At 52.9% G+C, this 20,684-nt stretch carries 18 protein-coding genes; 4 read left to right on the top strand and 14 right to left on the bottom strand.

What is annotated here, in order from left to right; translation table 11 throughout:
* Positions 1-41 precede the first annotated feature (41 nt).
* Genes yihX through fabY form a run of 4 tightly spaced genes read left to right on the top strand, consistent with a single transcriptional unit; the run spans position 42 to position 2,924 of the window.
* Positions 42-641: a glucose-1-phosphatase gene (gene yihX, locus ACUW6V_RS12360; protein WP_454038414.1), complete on the top strand. Its 600-nt coding sequence runs from the start codon at positions 42-44 to the stop codon at positions 639-641.
* The gene (locus ACUW6V_RS12355) at positions 635-1,504 is read left to right on the top strand and encodes a virulence factor BrkB family protein (protein WP_012126223.1); all 870 of its coding nucleotides are present in this window, start codon (positions 635-637) and stop codon (positions 1,502-1,504) included. The genes yihX and ACUW6V_RS12355 overlap by 7 nt, the downstream gene beginning before the upstream one ends.
* Positions 1,501-1,938 (top strand): D-aminoacyl-tRNA deacylase, encoded by a 438-nt coding sequence (gene dtd / locus ACUW6V_RS12350; protein WP_004387705.1) that lies wholly within the window; start codon positions 1,501-1,503, stop codon positions 1,936-1,938. The genes ACUW6V_RS12355 and dtd overlap by 4 nt, the downstream gene beginning before the upstream one ends.
* A gap of 44 nt (positions 1,939-1,982) precedes the next feature.
* Entirely contained in the window at positions 1,983-2,924 is a 942-nt protein-coding gene (gene fabY, locus ACUW6V_RS12345) for a fatty acid biosynthesis protein FabY (protein ID WP_007853129.1), read from the top strand.
* Between the two features lie 296 nt (positions 2,925-3,220).
* Here the strand turns inward: fabY and ACUW6V_RS12340 are convergent, their stop codons facing one another.
* From ACUW6V_RS12340 to gmk, 14 genes are all read right to left on the bottom strand, one after another.
* A complete protein-coding gene (locus tag ACUW6V_RS12340; protein ID WP_454038413.1) occupies positions 3,221-4,903 on the bottom strand; it encodes an AsmA family protein in 1,683 nt (560 codons plus the stop codon).
* 121 nt (positions 4,904-5,024) lie between these two features.
* The gene (locus tag ACUW6V_RS12335; RefSeq protein WP_454038412.1) at positions 5,025-6,425 is read right to left on the bottom strand and encodes a nucleobase:cation symporter-2 family protein; all 1,401 of its coding nucleotides are present in this window, start codon (positions 6,423-6,425) and stop codon (positions 5,025-5,027) included.
* 270 nt (positions 6,426-6,695) lie between these two features.
* Positions 6,696-7,271 carry a fimbrial protein gene (locus ACUW6V_RS12330; protein WP_012126226.1) on the bottom strand — a complete coding sequence of 192 codons (576 nt, stop codon included), beginning with the start codon at positions 7,269-7,271 and terminating at the stop codon, positions 6,696-6,698.
* Between the two features lie 57 nt (positions 7,272-7,328).
* On the bottom strand, positions 7,329-7,826 hold the full coding sequence (locus ACUW6V_RS12325; RefSeq protein WP_265093493.1) for a fimbrial protein: 498 nt from the start codon (positions 7,824-7,826) through the stop codon (positions 7,329-7,331).
* Positions 7,827-8,586: 760 nt separating this feature from the next.
* The gene (locus tag ACUW6V_RS12320; protein WP_105503917.1) at positions 8,587-9,150 is read right to left on the bottom strand and encodes a fimbrial protein; all 564 of its coding nucleotides are present in this window, start codon (positions 9,148-9,150) and stop codon (positions 8,587-8,589) included.
* A gap of 118 nt (positions 9,151-9,268) precedes the next feature.
* On the bottom strand, positions 9,269-10,243 hold the full coding sequence (locus tag ACUW6V_RS12315; protein ID WP_105601566.1) for a fimbrial protein: 975 nt from the start codon (positions 10,241-10,243) through the stop codon (positions 9,269-9,271).
* 5 nt (positions 10,244-10,248) lie between these two features.
* On the bottom strand, positions 10,249-12,711 hold the full coding sequence (locus ACUW6V_RS12310) for a fimbria/pilus outer membrane usher protein (RefSeq protein WP_454038411.1): 2,463 nt from the start codon (positions 12,709-12,711) through the stop codon (positions 10,249-10,251).
* Between the two features lie 13 nt (positions 12,712-12,724).
* Positions 12,725-13,432, bottom strand: a complete 708-nt coding sequence (locus ACUW6V_RS12305) for a fimbrial biogenesis chaperone (RefSeq protein WP_029039178.1) — start codon at positions 13,430-13,432, stop codon at positions 12,725-12,727.
* 84 nt (positions 13,433-13,516) lie between these two features.
* Positions 13,517-14,056, bottom strand: a complete 540-nt coding sequence (locus ACUW6V_RS12300; RefSeq protein WP_454038410.1) for a fimbrial protein — start codon at positions 14,054-14,056, stop codon at positions 13,517-13,519.
* A gap of 559 nt (positions 14,057-14,615) precedes the next feature.
* The gene (gene recG, locus ACUW6V_RS12295) at positions 14,616-16,697 is read right to left on the bottom strand and encodes an ATP-dependent DNA helicase RecG (protein WP_088277372.1); all 2,082 of its coding nucleotides are present in this window, start codon (positions 16,695-16,697) and stop codon (positions 14,616-14,618) included.
* Between the two features lie 3 nt (positions 16,698-16,700).
* Positions 16,701-17,390 (bottom strand): tRNA (guanosine(18)-2'-O)-methyltransferase TrmH, encoded by a 690-nt coding sequence (gene trmH / locus ACUW6V_RS12290; protein WP_012126234.1) that lies wholly within the window; start codon positions 17,388-17,390, stop codon positions 16,701-16,703.
* 4 nt (positions 17,391-17,394) lie between these two features.
* Entirely contained in the window at positions 17,395-19,515 is a 2,121-nt protein-coding gene (gene spoT / locus ACUW6V_RS12285) for a bifunctional GTP diphosphokinase/guanosine-3',5'-bis pyrophosphate 3'-pyrophosphohydrolase (protein ID WP_004387718.1), read from the bottom strand.
* A gap of 19 nt (positions 19,516-19,534) precedes the next feature.
* Positions 19,535-19,810, bottom strand: a complete 276-nt coding sequence (gene rpoZ, locus ACUW6V_RS12280; protein WP_000135058.1) for a DNA-directed RNA polymerase subunit omega — start codon at positions 19,808-19,810, stop codon at positions 19,535-19,537.
* A 54-nt stretch (positions 19,811-19,864) separates the two neighbouring features.
* On the bottom strand, positions 19,865-20,488 hold the full coding sequence (gene gmk, locus ACUW6V_RS12275; protein ID WP_004387719.1) for a guanylate kinase: 624 nt from the start codon (positions 20,486-20,488) through the stop codon (positions 19,865-19,867).
* Between the last annotated feature and the right edge of the window lie 196 nt (positions 20,489-20,684).

Here is a 20,684-nt window from a genome sequence, read left to right as displayed (position 1 = left end):
GCTACAGTTAACATTCACATGGCCCGAAAGGAGAGTGAGTCATGCTCTATATCTTTGATTTAGGTAATGTCATTGTAGATATCGACTTTAACCGCGTGCTGGGCGTCTGGAGTGATTACAGCCGCGTGCCGCTGGCGAATCTGCGCCAGAGTTTCTCCGTGGGCGAGCCGTTTCATCAGCACGAGCGTGGCGAGCTGAGCGACGAGGATTTCGCGAAGGCGCTATGCGAAGAAATGGCGTTGCCGCTGAGCTTTGAGCAGTTCTCCGCGGGCTGGCAGGCGGTGTTTGTCGGGTTGCGCCCGGAAGTGATTACTATCATGCAGCAACTGCGCGAGCAGGGGAATCGTGTGGTGGTGCTCTCCAACACCAACCGGCTGCATACGACATACTGGCCGGAACAGTATCCGGAAGTGCGGGCCGCCGCCGACGCTATCTATCTTTCGCAGGAGATGGGGATGCGCAAGCCGGAGCCGGAAATCTACCAGAAAGTGCTGGAGCAGGAAGGCTTTAGCGCTCGCGACGCCGTGTTTTTCGATGATAACGAGGCGAATATCGACGGCGCGCGCAAAGTGGGCATTACCAGCGTGCTGGTGACTGACCGTAAAACTGTGCCCAGCTATTTCTCGAATCCCGCATGTTAAAATCCGTTCATCAAAAAGTGGCCCGTCGAACCGGGCCGCTGCTCGCCTGGCTTAAGCTGCTGTGGGTGCGAATCGATGAGGATCATATGACGACGCTTGCCGGTAATCTGGCGTATGTGTCGTTGCTCTCGCTCGTGCCGTTTGTCGCGGTCATTTTTGCGCTGTTTGCCGCGTTCCCGATGTTTTCTGACGTCAGCGTTCAGCTGCGCCATTTTGTGTTCGCCAATTTTATGCCCGCCACGGGCGACATCATCCAGCGTTATATCGAACAGTTCGTCGCTAATTCCAGCAAGATGACAGCCGTTGGCGCGCTGGGGTTGATTGTTACCTCGCTGCTGTTGATGTACGCCATCGACAGCGCGCTTAATACGATCTGGCGTAGTACTCGCCAGCGCCCAAAAGTCTACTCCTTTGCCGTTTACTGGATGATCCTGACGCTCGGCCCGCTGCTCGCGGGCGCGAGCCTGGTGATTAGCTCTTATTTGTTGTCGCTGCGCTGGGCGAGCGGCTTTAACACTATGATTGACGACGTGCTGCGTATTTTTCCGCTGCTGCTGTCGTGGCTGTCGTTCTGGCTGCTTTACAGCGTGGTGCCGACGACGCGCGTGCCGGCTCGCGACGCGCTGATTGGTTCTCTGGTAGCCGCGCTGCTCTTTGAACTGGGCAAAAAGGGTTTTGCCCTTTACATCACGATGTTCCCTTCTTATCAGCTGATTTATGGCGTTCTGGCGGTGATCCCTATTCTCTTTCTCTGGGTCTACTGGACGTGGTGCATCGTCTTGCTTGGCGCGGAAATTACTGTCACTCTCGGGGATTATCGCAAATTACGACAGGCCGCCAGAGAAGAAGCTGAATCAGTATGATTGCATTAATTCAACGTGTGACCCACGCCAGCGTGCGCGTGGGAGACGAAGTGACGGGTGAGATCGGGCCGGGACTTTTAGTGCTGTTAGGTGTCGAAAAAGACGACGACGAGCAGAAAGCGAACCGCCTGTGCGAGCGCGTGCTCGGCTACCGAATTTTTAGCGACGAACAGGGCAAAATGAACCTGAACGTGCAGCAGGCGGGCGGCAGCGTGCTGGTGGTATCGCAATTTACGTTACCGGCAGATACCGAAAAAGGCCTGCGCCCGAGCTTTTCGCGCGGTGCGCCGCCAGAGCAGGCGCAAGCCCTTTACGACTATTTTGTCAGCCGCTGCCGGGCCGCGGGCATGACCACCGAAACAGGACGTTTCGCCGCCGATATGCAGGTCTCACTGACGAATGACGGCCCCGTGACGTTCTGGTTGCAGATATGAACCAGATGCCATCGTGGCCGCGCACAACAAGAGAGAGTACCGCTATGTATCACCTTCGTGTACCCGAAACAGAAGAAGAACTTGAGCGCTACTACCAGTTCCGCTGGGAGATGTTACGCAAGCCGCTGCATCAGCCGAAAGGCTCAGAGCGGGACGCCTACGATGCGATGGCTCACCATCAGATGGTGGTGGATGAAGAGGGCAATCCTGTCGCCATCGGGCGGCTCTATATCAATGCCGATAACGAAGGCTCGATCCGCTTTATGGCGGTCGACCCGGCGGTGCAGGAGAAAGGTCTCGGTACGCTGGTGGCGATGACGCTGGAGTCGGTCGCGCGCCAGGAAGGCGTGAAGCGCGTGGTCTGTAGCGCGCGCGAGGATGCCGTGGAATTCTTCGCCAAGCTGGGGTTTGTGAATGAAGGCGAGATAACCACGCCGCAAACCACGCCGCTGCGCCACTTTCTGATGATTAAACCGATAGCCTCGCTGGATGATATTCTCCACCGCGCCGACTGGTGCGCGCAGTTGCAGCAGGCGTGGTATCAGCATATTCCGCTCAGCGAAAAGATGGGCGTGCGCATCCTGCAATATACCGGGCAGAAATTTATTACCACGATGCCGGAGACCGGCAACCAGAATCCGCACCATACGCTGTTCGCAGGCAGTCTGTTTTCCCTGGCGACGCTGACAGGCTGGGGGCTTATCTGGCTGATGCTGCGCGAGCGGCACCTGGGCGGGACGATTATTCTGGCCGACGCGCATATTCGTTACAGCCGACCGATTACCGGTAAGCCCGGCGCGGTGGCCGATTTAGGGTCGCTCAGCGGCGATCTTGACCGTCTGGCGCGCGGGCGTAAAGCGCGCGTGCAGCTGCAGGTGGAACTCACAGGCGACGAGACGCCCGGCGCGGTGTTTGAAGGCATTTATATTGTGTTGCCCGCCAAACCTTTCGGGCCACTGGAAGAGGGCGGCAACGAGGAGGAGTAGGCGTCAGGGCCGGGTGTTTTTTGATCCGGCGGGTGCGCTGCGCTTACCCGCCCTACGAGGGTTGATGCTGGTGGGTTTGGCGGGTGCGCTGCGCTTACCCACCCTACGGGAACTGGTGCTGGTGATTTTGGTGGGTGCGCTGCGCTTACCCGCCCTACGGGAACTGGTGCTGGTGGGTTTGGTGGGTGCGCTGCGCTTACCCACCCTACGATCCCTGACATTAAGGCGATAACGTAGGGCAGGTAAGCGCAGCGCACCTGCCGTCGCTTCCTACATGCCCTACACCATAAGGGCCATCAAGCCCCCGGCACCACGCCGTTCTGCATAATTTGCTGGACCTGCTGCCCGCTTTTCCCTGTTGCCTGCAACTGCCCGTTAACGCTCGGGCGCAGCGGCGCGTCTGCCGCCAGACTGCCGCTCGCGGTGAGCTGTAAATTACCGTCGCCCTCCAGCGGCACCTGCGGCCATCCCCAGTTATGCAACACGTTGACCGGCACCGCGCGACCATTCAGGCTCACCGTCGTCATTCTCTGCGGTAACTGAGAAATCGTCGCGGTGGCCTGCAACATGCCCTGGCCCGCAAATGCGCTCAGCTCGCTAATGGCGATGGTGGAAGGGTTCGCGTTCAGCGTCAGCGACGGGCGGCGCACATCGACGCGGTTAAACGTCGCGGCGGCGGCGTTCAGCGTGGCGTTGCCGCCCCAGATCCCCCATTCGCCGTTACGCGCCAGCTGCAGGTTATTGCCCCACGCGTCCAGCGCGGTGAGCTGGAACGGCCAGTCAGGATCGATGTCGATAATCAGATTGCGGCTGCCGGAGAGCTTTTTCACCGTCACGGTTTGCAGCCACGCGGGCAGCTTCTCCTGCCAGCGCTTTTTCCAGTCGGCAGGCAGCGTGTATTCAAGCCCCGCCAGGGCCAGCTCGTCGAGCGTCAGCGCGTTACCTGCCCGCTGCCAGACGCCGGAGGTTCGCACCATGCCGCCTTCCCAGCGCGAGCTAAACTGTCGCAGCGCCACGCCCTGCGCTGACAAATCGGCGTTCACGATAGGGTCGAGGAAATGCAGCGAGCCGTAAACCACCTCGCTGGCGTTCATCGACACCTTGCCGTCATCGCTCTGCCAGCTGCCGTTCACGAGCGTCAGATTGCGCAGGCTGATATCCAGATCGGTTGCCGCCCAGCTTGGCCCTTCAAGCCGCGCGTCGGTCACGTCAACGCGGCCAAGCGCAAGCGAGGGGAGCGTCGTCAGCGGTTGCAGCAGATCGCTTACCGATTTCGCGGTTTGCAGACGGATATCGCTTAAGCGCAGGTTATCCACCACCCAGCCGCCGTTCGCTAACCGACGCGCGTTACCGGTAAGCGCGCCGCGGGCGATATCGGCACCGAGATTGGTGATAGTCACTTCGTCATTGTTAATTTCGCCCTGCACCAGCACATTGCTGGCGGGCATGCCATTTAGCGTCAGCGAGCCTGCGCTCAGGGCGATGTCCGCTTTGCTGCCGAGGATTTTCCCGGCCTCCGGCAGCCACGGGCTGATACCGCCGCTAACGCGCTGCGCGCTGAGATCCCAGCCGGTTTTCGGGCTGTTAAACGCCATATCGCTTAGCTGAAGGCGGTCGGCACGAAACGGCAGCGGCGCGGTGGAAGGGGATAAATTCAGCGTGCCTTTGTAGAGCAAAATGGTATCGACGTGCATCGGCTCGGTGACCTGGCGGCTACTCAGCCCGATATCGACCTTTTGCGCCACCAGCGTGGCGGGCTGGCCGTTGCGCCCGAACGTCACATTTTTGAGCACCAGATGCGAAGGCGCGGAAAAGCTGTGGTCCATTTCATCAAAGGTGATGTGATAGCCGCTGTGCTGGTTCACCCAGCCGGTGAGCCAGCCCGCGCCCCAACGCGTCTGCAACAGCACGTAAAGCACGAGCAGAATCAGCAGAACGGCGGCGATCAGCGCAATGATGAGCTTTCCGAGAAATTTCATTGTCTTCCATCCTGTGAACTTCCGATGATGGATTTATGCACTATTCAGGCGAATTGCTCAAGGCGGGGATTGTCAACGGAGGTGTCAGCGATGGCGGCGTGGCGCCGCCATCGGCAGGGGATCAGTCGTTAGTCTGTTTTTCCGGCGGGAAAATCAGATTCAGCACAATGGCGGTGATGCCGCCCGCGGCGATGCCGGAGGAGAGCAGGTTTTTCACCCAGTCCGGCGCGAACTGCAGGATCAGCGGCTGCTGAGAAACGCCGAGGCCCACCGCCAGCGACAGCGCGATAATCATGATCGCGCGGCGGTTTAACGGCTCGCGGGAGACGATACGCACGCCGGACGCCGCAATGGTGCCGAACATCACAATCGTCGCGCCGCCCAGCACCGGCTCAGGGATATGCTGAACGAAACCGCTGACCGCCGGGAACAGGCCGAGCACAATCAGCATCAGCGCCACCACAAAGCCGACATAGCGGCTGGCGACGCCTGTTAACTGGATAACGCCGTTGTTTTGTCCGAAGCAGGAGTTCGGGAAGGTGTTGAACACGGCGGAGACAAACGAGTTCAGACCGTTCGCCAGCACGCCGCCTTTCAGGCGCTTCATATACAGCGGGCCGGAAACGGGCTGTTCGGAGACGTCAGAGGTGGCGGTGATATCGCCGATGGTTTCAAGCGACGTGATCATAAAGACCAGCATCAGCGGCAGCAGCAGGTTCCAGTCGATGCCAAGCCCGTAATGCAGCGGGGTGGGGATCATGATCAGCGCGCTCTGCGCAGGTGCCACGCTTTGCGGCAGCATGTCCATCGCCCAGGCCAGCAGATAACCCACCGCCATTGCAATCACCAGCGACGCGACGCGCAGGTACGGGTTACGCTGGCGGTTAAGCAGAATGATCACCGCCAGCACCGCGCCTGCCAGCAGCAGGTTTTTCGGCGCGCCGAAGGTGTGATCGCTCATCGCAGCATAGCCGCCGCCAATTGACGTCAGCCCGACCTGAATCAGCGACAGACCGATAATCATCACCACCACACCAGAAACCAGCGGCGTGATAATGCGGCGCGCCAGGTGCAGCACGCGGGAGATGACCATTTCGGTGCAGCTTGCCAGCATCAGAGTGCCGAACAGTGCGGCCATCATGGTTGGCACGTCCGCGCCGCCGGTCTTCAGCGCCGTCCCGCCCATAATGAGCGGTGCCACAAAGTTAAAGCTGGTGCCCTGAATGGAAAGCAGCCCGGAGCCGACCGGCCCCCACGCTTTAATCTGGATAATCGATGCCACACCGGAGGCAAACAGCGACATGCTGATGATGTGCTGGGTGTCCTGCGCGGGCAGCCCCAGAGCCTGACAAATCAGCAGCGCAGGCGTAATCACCGCAACGAACATCGCCAGAAGATGCTGGCAGGCGGCAAACAGCGTTTGCGGCAGCGGCGGCCGGTCTTCCAGGCGATAGATGAGTTCGCTATTTCGCGCGGGCGCAACCGATTGCGCGTTTTCAGACTCAGGGGTGTTAATGGACATCGACATAATCCCACGGTGGAAAAGCGGACATTCTAGCGAAGTGCATCACAAAAGCAAACGATTGCAAACGGCGAGCATACCCGTCTAAAAAAACGGAAATCCGTATCCACGACGCGATTTACCGCCATCAGTCTGTGCTGCCTGACAGATATTCATGACACGAACAAAGTTAATGTCTGCGCATCGTTACTGCTGACACGCATTAAAAAATGAAGTGAGTTTTAGGGCGAACAGGAAAAACCGCCTTTCCACTGGAAAGGCGGTAAAAAATTAAAGCCGTTCGATCTGTACCGTGACTGCGCCTGAAACACCGCCAGCGGTGACATTTTGGTTAGCCAGCTTAACCGGCTGGACGCCGAAGCTGACTTTACCTAAATGCGATAAAGTGATTTTGCTGACCTTTAACAAGTCATTATTAATAGCAAGAGGCGTGTCATCTTCTGCAAAAAAACCAATGCCCACACCGCTGGCTGCGTTCCCTGAGGACGCATATTGATTTGCTAAAGTTGTGCCTTCAGCATTATCAGCTTGCCCCATAAATTTCACCGCGATATGACCGTTTGAAACGGCATCGGCGCAGGCCCCGTCTTTATCAGCACCATTGATAAAAACGGAAATGGCCTGGGGAGCGGTAGCGTTATCTCCCTGCGATACCAGTTGTGACGCGTCAACCGTAAAAGAAACACTCTCCTGAGAAAGTGAAACTCTGCACCCTTGATTTACAGAAGAGAGTTTTCCGGTGACAAACAGTGAGGCGGGCACATCCTCAGACGAAACACTTGCCTGAGCCGCGCCTGCGAAGAGCAAGCCAGTAATCATTAATCCTGTGATTTTATTTAATTTCATGATTTTCTCCTTGACATGAATCTCAATAGGTAAATATGTATTTCAGTAAAAAATGGATTAAAGACGCTCTATCTGGAACGTAATATTGCCTGTGACGGAGCCGGAAGTAACCGTCTGGCCTTTCAGTTTTACTAACTGTATCCCAATGATGTTGGTGGAATCATTTGTCTTATCCGCAATGGTATAAGTTTCACGTACATCAATAGGCGTTTTATCACCCTTAAATAAACCAATACCTACACCAGAGGCGGCATTTCCACTTGTGTCAGTATTCGAAAAAACATTACCGTCAGCATTGTCAAAGCTGCCGGTAAATTTAACGGCAACTTTTCCGTTGTAAACTTCTTCACTGCATTGCGTAAAGTCAGCCGAACCCTTAACTGAAAAGGTGATGAGAGCGGGATCGGTGGCATTTTGCCCTTGTTCAATCAGGCTGCCGGATGTTGAGTTAAGAGTGATAACGTTTTTTGACAAAGTCACCTGGCAGGCTGCCGAAGTATTACTAACTTTGCCTGTGACAGCGAGGGTTGCGGATTGATCCTGTGTTTCTGCTATAGCATGAGCTGTACTTGCCAGCAGCAGAGCAGAAAGCGTTATTTTAAAAAATTTTTTTTCATGTTGTTCCCTTACAGTTGTTTATACAGATGGTAAACGTATTCAAATATTCGAAATTCAATGCCGGTCAGGCGTGAGATCCTCCATGTTTAACTTTTGAATTTAACATTTTGAAAATAAGTCATGTTTAATCATGTAAATATGTTAGGGTATTTACCTGGCTTCTAAGGCTGTACGGCATCAACGCTAACGTCGCCGATACATTGCAGTCATACGGATGTCTGCATAAATTATTCGCGTTCTTTTAAGTATGGGTGTTAAATTCTGGTAATAAGACGGCCACGGGACGAATCGCCTTAGATGATGCTTAGAATCTATGGCTCAACAATGCCCCTGAAATACTATCTTCAGCAGTAAGTCGGAAATCTTTAACCCTTGCTTCAGAGTGCCTTGCCCGGGGTGTCGTCTTTATACAAGAAGGTAGAGAGCGTTCCGGGAAAATCGCTTGCTCTTAATGCTTTAAGGCGGTGTATTTTCTTAATCTGCTGCCAGATTACTTACATTATACATTGGAAGTCAGGCACTTCCGGCCATCAGTTGTCAGCCAGTATAATTGTTTTATATGCTGCAGTTGCTGACCTAAAAATTAAACGAATTTATTAAGTGCAACCTTAAAAATGCAGTGCACCCCTGTAAGGGTGCCTGCATTATTATATTTTCAGAATAGTTTAAAACTTAACTACACTGCGCTGTAATTAAATCACAGACGTTCAATTTCAATCGTTAAGGAACCCGCTACGTCACCCGCAACGGCTTTCTGACCATTCAGTTTAACCATATTGATGGCCAGAATGTCGCCACCTACGTTAGACGTTGCAGCCATGGTGTCCTGGTTAATTTTGATTGGCGTGTGATCAACCGTAAACAGGCCGATGCCTACACCCGTCGCTGCGCCAGTGGAAACATTGCCATTGGCCAGTACGGTGCCATCAGCGTCATCTGCAGTACCGGTGAATTTATATGCCATTTTTCCCTGAGCAACCTGATCCTGGCATTCGCTACCGCCATTAATAGACAGACGAACGGTTTTCACACCGGCCGCATTGATCAGCGTTGCGTCGCCCTGGTTGACCAGGTCAGCTACATCGCTTTCAAGGTTAATGCTGTTGGTAGAAAGGTTTACGGAACACAGTTCGGAAACACTTTCTACAACTGTACCGGTTACGCTCAGTGTCGCGGAAACATCGTTCGGGTTAGTTTCAGCCTGAGCTGCGCCAACCATAAACAGTGCAGAAACGGCTAATCCTAATACAGACTTTTTCATAATTTTATATCCTTTAAAATTTTCAGATTGAAATAGGCGAAAAGCAATCCTGCACACAACGCGCAAGAATACTTTTCCATATTTCTGGTAAATAAATGCTATAGATTCATTGGCATAATTAAAGATAGTTTATACGCAAGGTGATTTGCGCTTTTACTTTACCTCCTGTCAGATTGTTACTGGTTTTTGCATAACGAACAGAAAGCGGTAATGGATAACTGTTTTGGTTAGGCAATGATAAATCCAACGGTGAATTAGGACGCATTACTGTGCCATTAAATAACATTTCAATACCGACATTCTCGGCATGACTATCTGGCGCTACGTTTTTGAATACGGTCGGGTTGTTCGCATCGGTTAAACCTTCAATATTGATGCTGGCCCTGCGTGTATTCATACACAATAAATTTACATTGACCGATTGCGCTGTTATTCCGCTATTAGACTTGAGCTCGCTGATTTTGACAGGCGGCAAGTCAATCTGAGGGTTCACCACCTGAATCATGCAGTGCGCTTTCGGTGAAATAAGGGCCATCGCCAGATTGACGACAAAAGAGTTGTCATTAAGCGTTATTAGAGAAGGAATACGAAAACTGAGTATGCCGCCCGACGTTATCGTCCCCGTTTTTATCGCTTCCAGCCGCAGTTTAATATCATCAGACGTAATCGTTTTATTACTTAAGTCACGCGTTTGCGCTGAAAAGGGCAATATCCACTCTCTGTGTGCGGATCCCGGTTTGTCATAGATCATCGTGATGCGAATACCCAGGCCTGGTAATGCCGTGGCATAGGTGTCTTGCCCATTTTGTCGGCCTGGCATCTTTCCATTAAGGAGCTGACTAATTTCAGCTTTGCACGCTGTGCTAATAATATCGTGCGATCCACTGAGTTCGGCCAGACTCGCTTCTTTTTTATAAATAACGCTGCCGACCGGCATCATTGTGATGTTGTCTGGCAACTGGACCGTAACAGGTATTGTCACATTCGAAGGATTTTGTTTCAGGTTACAGTCGCTGGCATATACTGGCGCTATCAGACCTTTTATTAACATGGCTATTGCGGCGCTTTTCGCCAGTCGAAAATAGATGTTCATAATCTTTACTGACAGTTGAGAGTGAGTAAAACAATCGGTAATGCTGGCGTCTGGTTTACCGGCATCTCAAAGGGAGTAGAACAGCTTTTATCTTCACCCCATTTAAAAGTTAATATGCCTTTATCCGGTACGGCGTTGAGATAAACCTGGCCTTTATCGCCTACGTAATAGGCGTTATCCATACCTTCAATACGCGCTCTTGTGCCAAAGGGCAGAACTTCACCTTTATAATTAATCGTAAATACCGCTTTTCGACCGCGGATAGCGGTAAATTCAGCCAATACAACGGCGTCTTTTGTAGGTACAAGTTGAGTTGACGTACTGGCGAAATCGATATCTTTACCTGCCTTTTGCGTATCAACGCTCAGGCTGTTGCGGTGGTAAGAACGTAAATCCGTAGCCAGCGCATAGCCACGTGAGTCAGTATGTAAATCCTGTCCACCTTCCAGCGGTACGTCTGGTACACCAGGTATAGATACCAGCGCCATACTGCCTGTGGAGTTACGCCCAAATGTCACGCCATGACGATGCCCTACCACGCTGCCCGAGGCATTCCAGGAAATATAATTATTTTGATCGGCGTTGTAAGTAACGTTTAGATCGCCGTAGTTGCCCTGGTAATCGAACCCGGCAGAGCCAGATTTTGTGCTCGATTCGCCATGTTTTGCCGCATACGAGAGTTGGGTGTTCCAGTGCATATCCTGGCTATCGCCAACTTTTCCGTTAATGCCCAACTGATTATTAAGGTCCCTTTCCAGGCCTGAGGTTGCCGTGTAATTGACCATTGGCTGCGTCGTCGGGAAGGTTTCGCTCAGAGGGATCGACAGCGTTAACGCCAGTTGTTTATCCCAACGGGTTTCACTCTCGCTACGAGACATACTGTAAGCTAACGAAAAGCTCACCGTTTTTAATGAACCATTCCAGCCGATTTGCCACATGCGAGACACAGAGTTATCCATGTTTTCGCTACGACTCAGCGTGGTATAGAAGCTATTGGTGTCATCAAGCGACTGGTTAATCGACAGATTATATTCCCGACGCCTGCGCGTATCAGCAAACAAATCTTCTGCTGTTGCCCAGTCGCTGAAAGAAAGGTAATCGCCAGTGTAATAGCGGTTATCTACCTGAATCTGTGTATCACTATCAGGAATGTAATTACGGTACGTCAGGCGTATCATTTTTCCGTCGGCTTCCTGTGAATTACCACGACGACCTTTACTCTCGGTGAGATCGGCTGCGATACCTCCCAGGCTTTTCATATCCATGCCCAGACCCAGGCTAAATGCCCGGTAGCGGTCATGATATTGCGCACCACCGTAGAGCGTCGTATTCAGCGGCAAGCCACGACTTATGACCGCTTGTATAACATCAGGTTTATGCTCAAACGAACTGGTACCGGACATATAACGCCCTGCCGACAGGTTGTACTTCATCTGTCCGGTTCGTAATAACTGCGGCACACTGGAATAAGCGAGGGTGTTATGTGTCTCCGAACCATCCGCTTCCGTTACGACAACGTCTAATTTTCCGCCGTCTGACACCGAGGCGAGATCGCTGATGACGAAGGGCCCCGGCGGCACAGAGCGCTGATAAATTACGTAACCATTTTCGCGTACCGTGACTCGTGCATTGCTTTTGGCGATACCGCGAATAATGGGCGCAAACCCATTGAGTTGGTCAGGCAGCATATCGTCATCGGAAGAAAGCTGTACGCCCCGAATCAGCAAGCTGTCGAAGACGTCGCCGGGTGTGCTGGAATCCCCAACGGTCAGTTCGCTTTTCAGTATATGGATCGCAGTTTCAACGTAATTGGTGATGCTCTGCCAGCCTTCGCTGTTACTGATCGCCGAGTTATTGCGATAACGCCACGCGCCAATGTTCACGCCATTTGTCAGGTTGGCGTAGGTGGAGTCTTCCGTACCCTCGCCTTTTTTAAGGTATTGCTGGCCCGATAGCTGATAATTACTAATAAGCGCCGGAATGCCATCGTCCCACTCTTCTTCAGGAACTCCCTGAACGCTTTCATCACGTAGTACTGTTTGGGGTAGGGTAATGTCCAGCTGCAGCTTTGAGAAATCGAAAGACGATTTAGCCCCTGGAACTTGCTCTTCCATAGGCACACAGGTGTTTTTGAGTTCGTTGTCTTCTGCTTTAGAACTAACCTTGCTCATATCCACCCCAAGCTTTTGGTACGCTTTGAAAGAAAGGCAGGCAACCAGCTGCTTATTTTTATCCGGCTCAAACCGCACGCTGCTCATCATTATCGGTTTTTCGTTCACGTTGATATGAACGCGATACGTTCCGGCGGGCTGATAGCCCTGACTCAATAAGCTTGTGTCGCTTAATGCGGCTTTCCCATCAATATTCTGCAGCAGACCAGGATCAAAATACTCTCCTGCTGTCACCGTTCGGCAAAAAATGGCTGACATGACAAACGAGGCGAGCCACTTTACTTTGCTACCACGCATAGCGCCCTTTCATTTATTCAAGGTGCTGAGAATAAGTTTGAGAGGTCACGCCAAAATCGTTAATACCATCCCACTCAACGCTGGAACCGCTCGCTGGAGTATGTTTGAGCGTGTATGACTTTTCTCCAAAAGGTGGGATCACTGTATTATTATCTACAACAGAAACCTTAATAGATTCTTTATCAGCAATAATTTTGCTTAATACCAGGTAATAAGGTGATGAGTTTTTAACAGATAATTTATTACCTGAGTGGCTCCAGTGAGCATTTTTTACGCCATCGCCAGGGTCGCCTTGCAGGCCTGCGGGCCGGTAGAAAAATTTAATGCGATTATTGATTGCCAGTACCATGCGGTTGGGTACTTTCGACTCTTCATCAGTTAATCCAGGTACGCCCTTTACATCCAGCCAGAAAAGGCTTTCGCGATCGGCTGGCAAACCATTACCCAGGTAAACGATACGAATAACGTTGTCGCTTTTGGGCGCCAGGCGAAACAGCGGTGGTGTCACCACAAAGGGCAAATCTTTTTTTACCGTACTGTCGCCGGCATCCAGCCAGGACTGCACTAAATAGGCGCGATCTTCATTACTGTGAATAGTGATGGATGCATCGCCATCTTTTTCACTATAAACCAAACGATCTGCGCTCAATGTCAGGGCAGCATGGCCCATTCCTGACCAGCAGCTTGCGGCAAGAATTGTCGTCAGGATCAATTTTCTCATTTTATAAAACCTAAAATACTTATAGTGAATGCAAACCCGATGATGAATAAACATCACCGGGCCTGATGGTTTAAAAATAACGTTTTACAGTGATTCTATCTGCATGGTTAATGATGACTGAACCTGGCCCGGTGTCGGGGTAGCACCGTTAAGTTTCACCATGCCTATATAAAACATGGTGCTCTCTTTACCGGTACCTATAACAGGACTACCGTTAGGCGTAATCACATTGCCTGCATAAGAGTAAATGCCAACGCCTAATCCTGTCGCTGCGGTAGAACCGGTTGCAGTGTTAACCAGTGCATTACCTTCTGCATCATCAACGATGCCGGTAAATGAGAGGTTCGGAGCTAACTGGCCATCTTTGGTGCAGTTGCCGATAAAGTTTGCTGTGATCGCGGTGAGTTGAGCTCCATCGACATGATGTCCCTGCAATGGCAAAGAATCGATATCACGGCTTCCCATATCGACAGTCGGCTGAACAAATTCAATTGTACAACCCACGGACGCATCTTTAACTGTGCCTGATACAGAAAGCGTCGCTGAAACATCATTTTCTGCAGCCTGAACCACTCCCGCTGCGAGAATGGCATTCAGCGCAAGCACTAATGCATATTTTTTCATAATAACCACTCCCTTATTGTAAATAGCCTGAAAATTCAGACCACATATCATCCTGAATTAAAATTTGTGCGCTGGCAGGAAGGCTATAAAGCCAATATTGATTCTGGGTAGTGATATCGCACAATTAATAGTGAGGTGAATTATTGGCAGTGCGGTCTTTTTGTTTCTTGACTAATTGTGCTTTGCCATTAAATCAGAGCGGGGATGTATTATTTGACTAATGAATGTGTTGTGTTACGTGGTTATGGATTTAATCTTTATTTTCTGAAAGCGGGCAGGCAAAATTCTCATTTTTATCTCTCTTTTCCCGCTTGCAGAATAATATAAATGAAGTGATACATATAATAGATATATGGTTATGCACTTATATAAGATTTTAAATGTGAATTATTAAAAAGTGATTTTATGCATTCAATGAATGCTCACAGGGCTTTTATTGAGAAAGAATAGGTTCCGTCTTGGCGGCAGCGACAACAAGCTGAAGGGGTAAACATATAAAATTCCAGAGCATAGAACCGAAAAACGGATAAAATTAGCGATGATAAAAGTACAAGTCACTTCAGGCGTTAGAATACCGCTCGGTTTCCGGCATCCAGCGCTCGATCAATGCTGCTGCCTGCTCGGGATAACGCTCATGAATATGTCGTGCGATTCGCTGCACTTCAGGAATAACTGCCTGATCGCGTAACAGATCCGCCACTTTGAATTCGGCATTGCCCGTCTGACGAGTACCGAGCAGTTCTCCAGGCCCGCGTATCTCGAGATCTTTTTGTGCTATCACAAAGCCATCGTTGCTGTCGCGAAGCACCTGCAGGCGAATCTGCGCTGTCTTCGAGAGCGGAGATTTGTAGAGCAATACACAATGCGAGGCCACCGCGCCGCGCCCGACGCGTCCGCGCAACTGATGAAGCTGCGCAAGGCCGAGTCGCTCCGGGTTTTCGATAATCATCAGGCTGGCGTTAGGGACATCCACGCCGACTTCAATAACGGTGGTCGCGACCAGAAGATGCATCTCGCCCTGCTTAAACGCCTGCATTACAGCCTGTTTTTCGGCAGGTTTCATACGGCCATGCACCAGTCCGACGTTGAGTTCAGGCAGCGTGGTTTTAAGCTCTTCCCAGGTCGCTTCCGCGGCCTGCGCTTCCAGCAGCTCCGACTCTTCAATCAGCGTACATACCCAGTATGCCTGACGGCCTTCTTCAAGGCAGGCGCTGCGTACGCGCTCAATAATATCGCCGCGACGTGTATCAGGAATGGCAACGGTGGTGACGGGTGTGCGGCCTGGCGGCAGTTCATCGATAACGGACGTATCCAGATCGGCATACGCCGTCATGGCCAGCGTGCGGGGTATTGGCGTGGCGGTCATGATCAGCTGATGCGGATGAAAGCCTTGCTGCTGTCCTTTTTCCCAGAGCGCCAGACGCTGATGCACGCCAAAGCGGTGCTGTTCATCAATGATGACCAACGCCAGGCCATTAAACTGTACCTGTTCCTGGAAAATCGCATGTGTGCCGACGACCATAGAAACCTGGCCGCTGGCGATGGCTTCCTGCTGCGCCTGGCGCGCTTTTCCTTTCTGCTTGCCCGCCAGCCAGCCCACTTCAATCCCGAGCGGCGCGAACCAGTTGCGGAAATTGTTGGCGTGTTGTTCGGCGAGCAGTTCCGTGGGCGCCATCAGCGCCACCTGCTTGCCGTTCGCGATCGCGCGCAACGCGGCAAGTGCTGCCACCAGCGTTTTGCCAGAGCCGACATCGCCCTGAACCAGCCGCATCATGGGAATATCCAGCGCCATATCGCGCTCGATTTCCGCCACCACGCGCGCCTGCGCGCCGGTGGGTTTGAACGGCAGCGAGGCGAGCAGCTGTTGCTTAAGCGCATCACGAGCCTCAAGCGGCTGTGCGTGGTAGCGCTGTGCGCCGGCGCGAAGCGCCAGCATGCTCAGGTTATGGGCCAGCAACTCTTCCAGAATTAAACGACGCTGCGCAGGGTGCTGGCCGCTCTCTAAATCTTCGAGCTTCATATCTGGCGGCGGGCGATGCAGCGTACGCAACGCTTCCGGTAGGCTCATTAGCCCCTGTGACAGCTCTGGCGGCAACAGCTCGGTAATGGCGCACGTTTCCAGCAGCTCCAGCGCCTGATCGGTCAGCTTACGCAGCGTTGCCTGACGCACCCCTTCAGTGGTTGGATAAACGGGCGTCAGGGTTTCCTGCATTTCCGGCGTGCTGACATCACCCTGAATACGGTACTCAGGGTGAATCATTTCCGCGCCATATTTACCGCGTTTTGCTTCGCCATAGGCCAGCACGCGGCGGCCCGTCGCCAGGCTGTTTTTCATCGCGGCGTTGAAATTGAAAAAGCGCATCGTCAGGATGCCGGTGCCGTCGCTGATCTGGCAGGTCATCATGCGGCGGCCGCCAAACGTGATATTGCAGTTCAGCACTTCGCCTTCCACCGTGGCGTATACGCCAGGCAGAAGATCACTGATGGGGTAAAGATGGGTGCGGTCTTCGTAGCGCAGGGGAAAATGGAGCAGCAGATCCTGAATAGTATGCAGGCCGATTTTTGCGAGCTTTGCGCTCTGGCTGGCGCCCACGCCGGTCAGTGAGCTTAGCGGTACGGCATCCAGCAAACGGCCGCGCATCGTTTACTCCGCAGCCTGCATAGTGGCCCACCAGTCCTGTGGCGCGTCGATTTCACCGTGCTCGTTCACGCGAGGATAGGGCAGGCCTTTACGCTTCGCCACTTTCGCCAGCACCGGGTAGCCGCCTTCAAACAGCAGGCGCTGCTGTTCTTTTTCAGGCAAAGTGCTGTTGGCGCGCTGGTACATGCCCGCGTTCTGCCGCTGGCGTTGCGCTTCATAAAGGATAAGCGCGGAGGCGACAGAAACGTTCAGCGACTGCACCATGCCTGTCATCGGAATGATAATGTCCTGATCCGCGAGGCTTAGCGCCTCTTCGGTAATACCGGTTTTTTCCTGGCCCATCAGGATGCAGGTCGGGCGCGTATAGTCGATTTCACGAAAATCGACCGCTTTATCAGAAAGGTGAGTCGCGAGAATCTGCATGCCTCGCGCTTTCAGGTGGTTCACCGCATCGCTAATATTGCGATGGGTTTTCACTTCCACCCAGCTGTTGCTGCCAGCGGCGGAAGAGGCCATGGTACGCATGCGGTTGCCAGGCCAGACGGCGTGGACTTCGTGCACACCCACCGCGTCTGCGGTGCGGATGATTGCCGAGACATTATGAGGCTTATGCACCTGCTCCATGCAGACCGTGAGATCGGGCTGACGCCGGGCCAGCATCTCGCAGATACGCGCGTAACGCTGAGAATTCATACAGTTAGTTTCTGTTACGGGTGACTTTAATCACGTCCGGCATCACGCGGATTTTACGCATGATATTCGCCAGATGTACGCGATCGCGCGCCGTGAGGCGAATGAAGGCGCTGTACACGCGGCCATCTTTCTCTTCGGTATTCAGGCTCTGAATATTTGAACCGGCAGTGTTAATCGCCGCCGTCAGGTTTGCCAGCGCGCCCTGGTGGTTAAACATATCCACCTTGATCTCGGTGATAAACTCCTGCTCGGTCTCTTTATCCCATTCGACCGCCATAAATTTCTCGGGCTCTTTCTGATAGCCACGGATGTTCCGGCAGGATTCATGATGGATAACGAGGCCTTTGCCCGGGCTGACATGTGCCACGATCGGGTCGCCTGGAATCGGACGACAACATTTCGCGAAGGTAATCAACACGCCATCCGCGCCTTTGATTGGCAGATGGCTGTGGCCGGATGCGGGCACGTTCGGCTGGTTGCTGGCGGTGGCTTCACCCTGCAACAGGTTTTTCGCGACCACCACGCTCATGGCGTTGCCGAGACCGATTTCCGCCAGCAGATCGTCAAGTGTTGCGAGCTTCATACGCTCAAGCTCACGCTGGATATGCTCCGGCGGAATTTCTGCAAGCTTGCGACTGCCGCCCAGTGCATGGTTCAGCAGACGGCGACCAAGGCTCACCGAGTCATCGCGCTTGAGGTTTTTCAGCATCTGGCGAATTTTAGCGCGCGCTTTGGAGCTGACGACAAAATTGAGCCAGGCGGCGTTCGGGCGAGCTCCCGGGGCAGTAATAATTTCTACCGTCTGACCGCTGGAGAGTGACTGAGACAGCGGATAGGGCTGGCGATCGACGCGTGCGCCGACGCAGGCGTGCCCGATATCGGTGTGCACCGCATAGGCGAAATCGACAGGCGTCGCACCCGCAGGCAACTCGACAATGCGCCCTTCCGGCGTGAAAACGTAAATCTCATCCGGGAAGAGATCGGATTTAACGCTCTCGATAAATTCAAAGGAACTGCCTGCGCTCTGCTGCAGCTCCAGCAGGCTCTGCATCCAGCGCTGGGCGCGGATCTGCGCGGTAGTGCTGCTCTCGCCGTGCTCTTTATAAGCCCAGTGCGCCGCAACCCCCATCTCCGCCATCTGATCCATATCCTCGGTGCGGATCTGCACTTCGACCGGTACGCCGTGCGGACCAATCATTGAGGTATGAAGCGACTGATAGCCGTTCGCCTTGGGGATAGCGATGTAATCTTTCATACGGCCGGGACGCGGCTTATAGAGGCTATGCATCTGACCAAGCACGCGGTAGCAGGTATCAACATCTTTCACGATCACGCGAAACGCGTAGATATCCATGATCGAGTGAAAACGCTGCTCTTTAAGCACCATTTTGCAGTAGATGGAGTAAAGATGTTTTTCGCGGCCGCTGACGCGGCTCGGAATTCCAGCTTCCTGCAAACGCCCTTCGATTTCAGAAAGGATCTTCTGAATCATCTCTTTACGGTTGCCGCGCGCAGCCTTAACGACCTCTTTAATAACGCGGTAACGGTTAGGGTAAAGCGCCTCGAATCCCAGCTCTTCCAGTTCGGTTTTCAGGTGATGAATACCGAGGCGGTGAGCGAGCGGGCTGTAGATTTCAAGAGTTTCACGGGCGATGCGGCGACGTTTATCCGGGCGCAGAGAGCCCAGCGTGCGCATATTATGGGTGCGGTCAGCGAGTTTGATCAGAATGACGCGGATATCCTGCACCATTGCCATGATCATTTTGCGAAAGTTTTCGGCCTGCGCCTCTTTCTTGTCGCGAAATTTCAGCTTATCAAGCTTCGATACCCCTTCCACCAGCTCGGCAACGCTTTTACCGAACAGCTGTTCCATGTCCTGGTAGGTAGCAGGTGTATCTTCAATCACATCATGCAGTAGCGCAGCCATGAGCGTTTCATAGTCGAGCTTCATCTCGGCCAGAATACAGGCCACGGCTACTGGATGAGTGATGTAAGGTTCGCCACTTGAACGTGTCTGTCCCTCGTGAGCATCACGTGCAACGAGATAGGCCTGCTGCAGACGCTTAATCTGGTCCGCAGGCAGGTATTGTTGAATCAGTTGATTCAGGCTTTCAAACAGATACAAGGGCTACCCGCACTAGTGATTAACGACGGCCTTCAGCGATAGCGGTAACGGCCTGCAGTTCTGCGGCTTCCTGCTCCTGCTGCTCCTGGCGCTCACGCACGTCGAGGATCTGGTTGTTAATCAGACCTTCTTCGATTTCACGCAGCGCAATAACGGTGGTTTTATCGTTTTCTTCCGGTACCAGCGGATCTTTACCGCCCACCTGCATCTGACGAGCGCGACGCGCGGCGACCAGCACCAGGTCAAAACGGTTACCAATTTTCTCTACAGCGTCCTGAACAGTTACGCGTGCCATATTTAAAAAGCTCCACAGGTGAAGAAATGACTGGGCATGATACTGAAACTACGCTCAGTCTGCCAATAGTTTGGTGATTAAAGCGTCATGTCGCTGCTTCTGGCGGCTCATACGCAGACGTTCGGCGCGCAGGATGATTTTTAAGTCAGCCAGCGCGGTATCAAAATCGTCATTCACGATAAGGTAATCGTACTCCGCATAGTGGCTCATTTCCGCCACGGCCTGCGCCATACGTTTTGCAATCACCTCTTCGCTATCCTGACCACGCCCACGCAGGCGGCGGTTCAGCTCTTCCTTAGACGGCGGCAGGATAAAAATGCTGCGCGCCTGAGGCATTTTTTCACGGATCTGCCGCGCGCCCTGCCAGTCGATATCCAGGAAAATATCGACGCCGGTTGCCAGTACCTGCTCAATCGCAGCGCGTGACGTGCCGTAATAGTTGCCAAACACTTCCGCATGTTCAAGAAACGCGTCTTCAGCAATCATCGCCCTAAACTGGTCGTGATTAACGAAATAGTAGTGCTCGCCATGAACTTCGCCAGGACGCGGATTGCGCGTGGTATGCGACACCGACACCTGAGAGTCATAAAGCGGTTGCGTCTTCAAAAAAGCCTGAATAAGGCTGGATTTACCCGCGCCACTGGGAGCGGAAACAATATAAAGCGTGCCTTGAGCCATGTGGTTTTACGTCTGTTGGTATGCGAAAAGAGGTGCGTATACCGCCTTATTATACACGTCGCGCTACGCTGGCGTAGTCTTTGTCGCAGGGTTCACGTCGCTTTGCGCATTTTTGCGAGGCAATATCCAGAAAAATTGTCTCGTTTATGCAATCAGCGAAAATCCCTGGAAAACCTCTCGTAAAACGTAACAACTC

The organism is Cronobacter sp. 153480017-3 (genome assembly GCF_053627815.1).
Note: the sequence above shows the minus strand (reverse complement) of the source record. Positions and strands in the feature narration are given on the sequence as shown.

Excerpts from the sequence above, each read along its gene's own strand:
- fabY (WP_007853129.1), top strand. The coding sequence starts at position 1,983 with ATGTATCACCTTCGTGTACCCGAAACAGAAGAAGAACTTGAGCGCTAC.
- ACUW6V_RS12320 (WP_105503917.1), bottom strand. The coding sequence starts at position 9,150 with ATGAAAAAGTCTGTATTAGGATTAGCCGTTTCTGCACTGTTTATGGTT.
- ACUW6V_RS12355 (WP_012126223.1), top strand. The coding sequence starts at position 635 with ATGTTAAAATCCGTTCATCAAAAAGTGGCCCGTCGAACCGGGCCGCTG.
- rpoZ (WP_000135058.1), bottom strand. The coding sequence starts at position 19,810 with ATGGCACGCGTAACTGTTCAGGACGCTGTAGAGAAAATTGGTAACCGT.
- ACUW6V_RS12300 (WP_454038410.1), bottom strand. The coding sequence starts at position 14,056 with ATGAAAAAATATGCATTAGTGCTTGCGCTGAATGCCATTCTCGCAGCG.
- yihX (WP_454038414.1), top strand. The coding sequence starts at position 42 with ATGCTCTATATCTTTGATTTAGGTAATGTCATTGTAGATATCGACTTT.
- ACUW6V_RS12315 (WP_105601566.1), bottom strand. The coding sequence starts at position 10,243 with ATGAACATCTATTTTCGACTGGCGAAAAGCGCCGCAATAGCCATGTTA.
- ACUW6V_RS12330 (WP_012126226.1), bottom strand. The coding sequence starts at position 7,271 with ATGAAATTAAATAAAATCACAGGATTAATGATTACTGGCTTGCTCTTC.
- ACUW6V_RS12340 (WP_454038413.1), bottom strand. The coding sequence starts at position 4,903 with ATGAAATTTCTCGGAAAGCTCATCATTGCGCTGATCGCCGCCGTTCTG.
- trmH (WP_012126234.1), bottom strand. The coding sequence starts at position 17,390 with ATGAATTCTCAGCGTTACGCGCGTATCTGCGAGATGCTGGCCCGGCGT.
- ACUW6V_RS12335 (WP_454038412.1), bottom strand. The coding sequence starts at position 6,425 with ATGTCCATTAACACCCCTGAGTCTGAAAACGCGCAATCGGTTGCGCCC.
- ACUW6V_RS12305 (WP_029039178.1), bottom strand. The coding sequence starts at position 13,432 with ATGAGAAAATTGATCCTGACGACAATTCTTGCCGCAAGCTGCTGGTCA.
- dtd (WP_004387705.1), top strand. The coding sequence starts at position 1,501 with ATGATTGCATTAATTCAACGTGTGACCCACGCCAGCGTGCGCGTGGGA.
- gmk (WP_004387719.1), bottom strand. The coding sequence starts at position 20,488 with ATGGCTCAAGGCACGCTTTATATTGTTTCCGCTCCCAGTGGCGCGGGT.
- ACUW6V_RS12310 (WP_454038411.1), bottom strand. The coding sequence starts at position 12,711 with ATGCGTGGTAGCAAAGTAAAGTGGCTCGCCTCGTTTGTCATGTCAGCC.
- recG (WP_088277372.1), bottom strand. The coding sequence starts at position 16,697 with ATGCGCGGCCGTTTGCTGGATGCCGTACCGCTAAGCTCACTGACCGGC.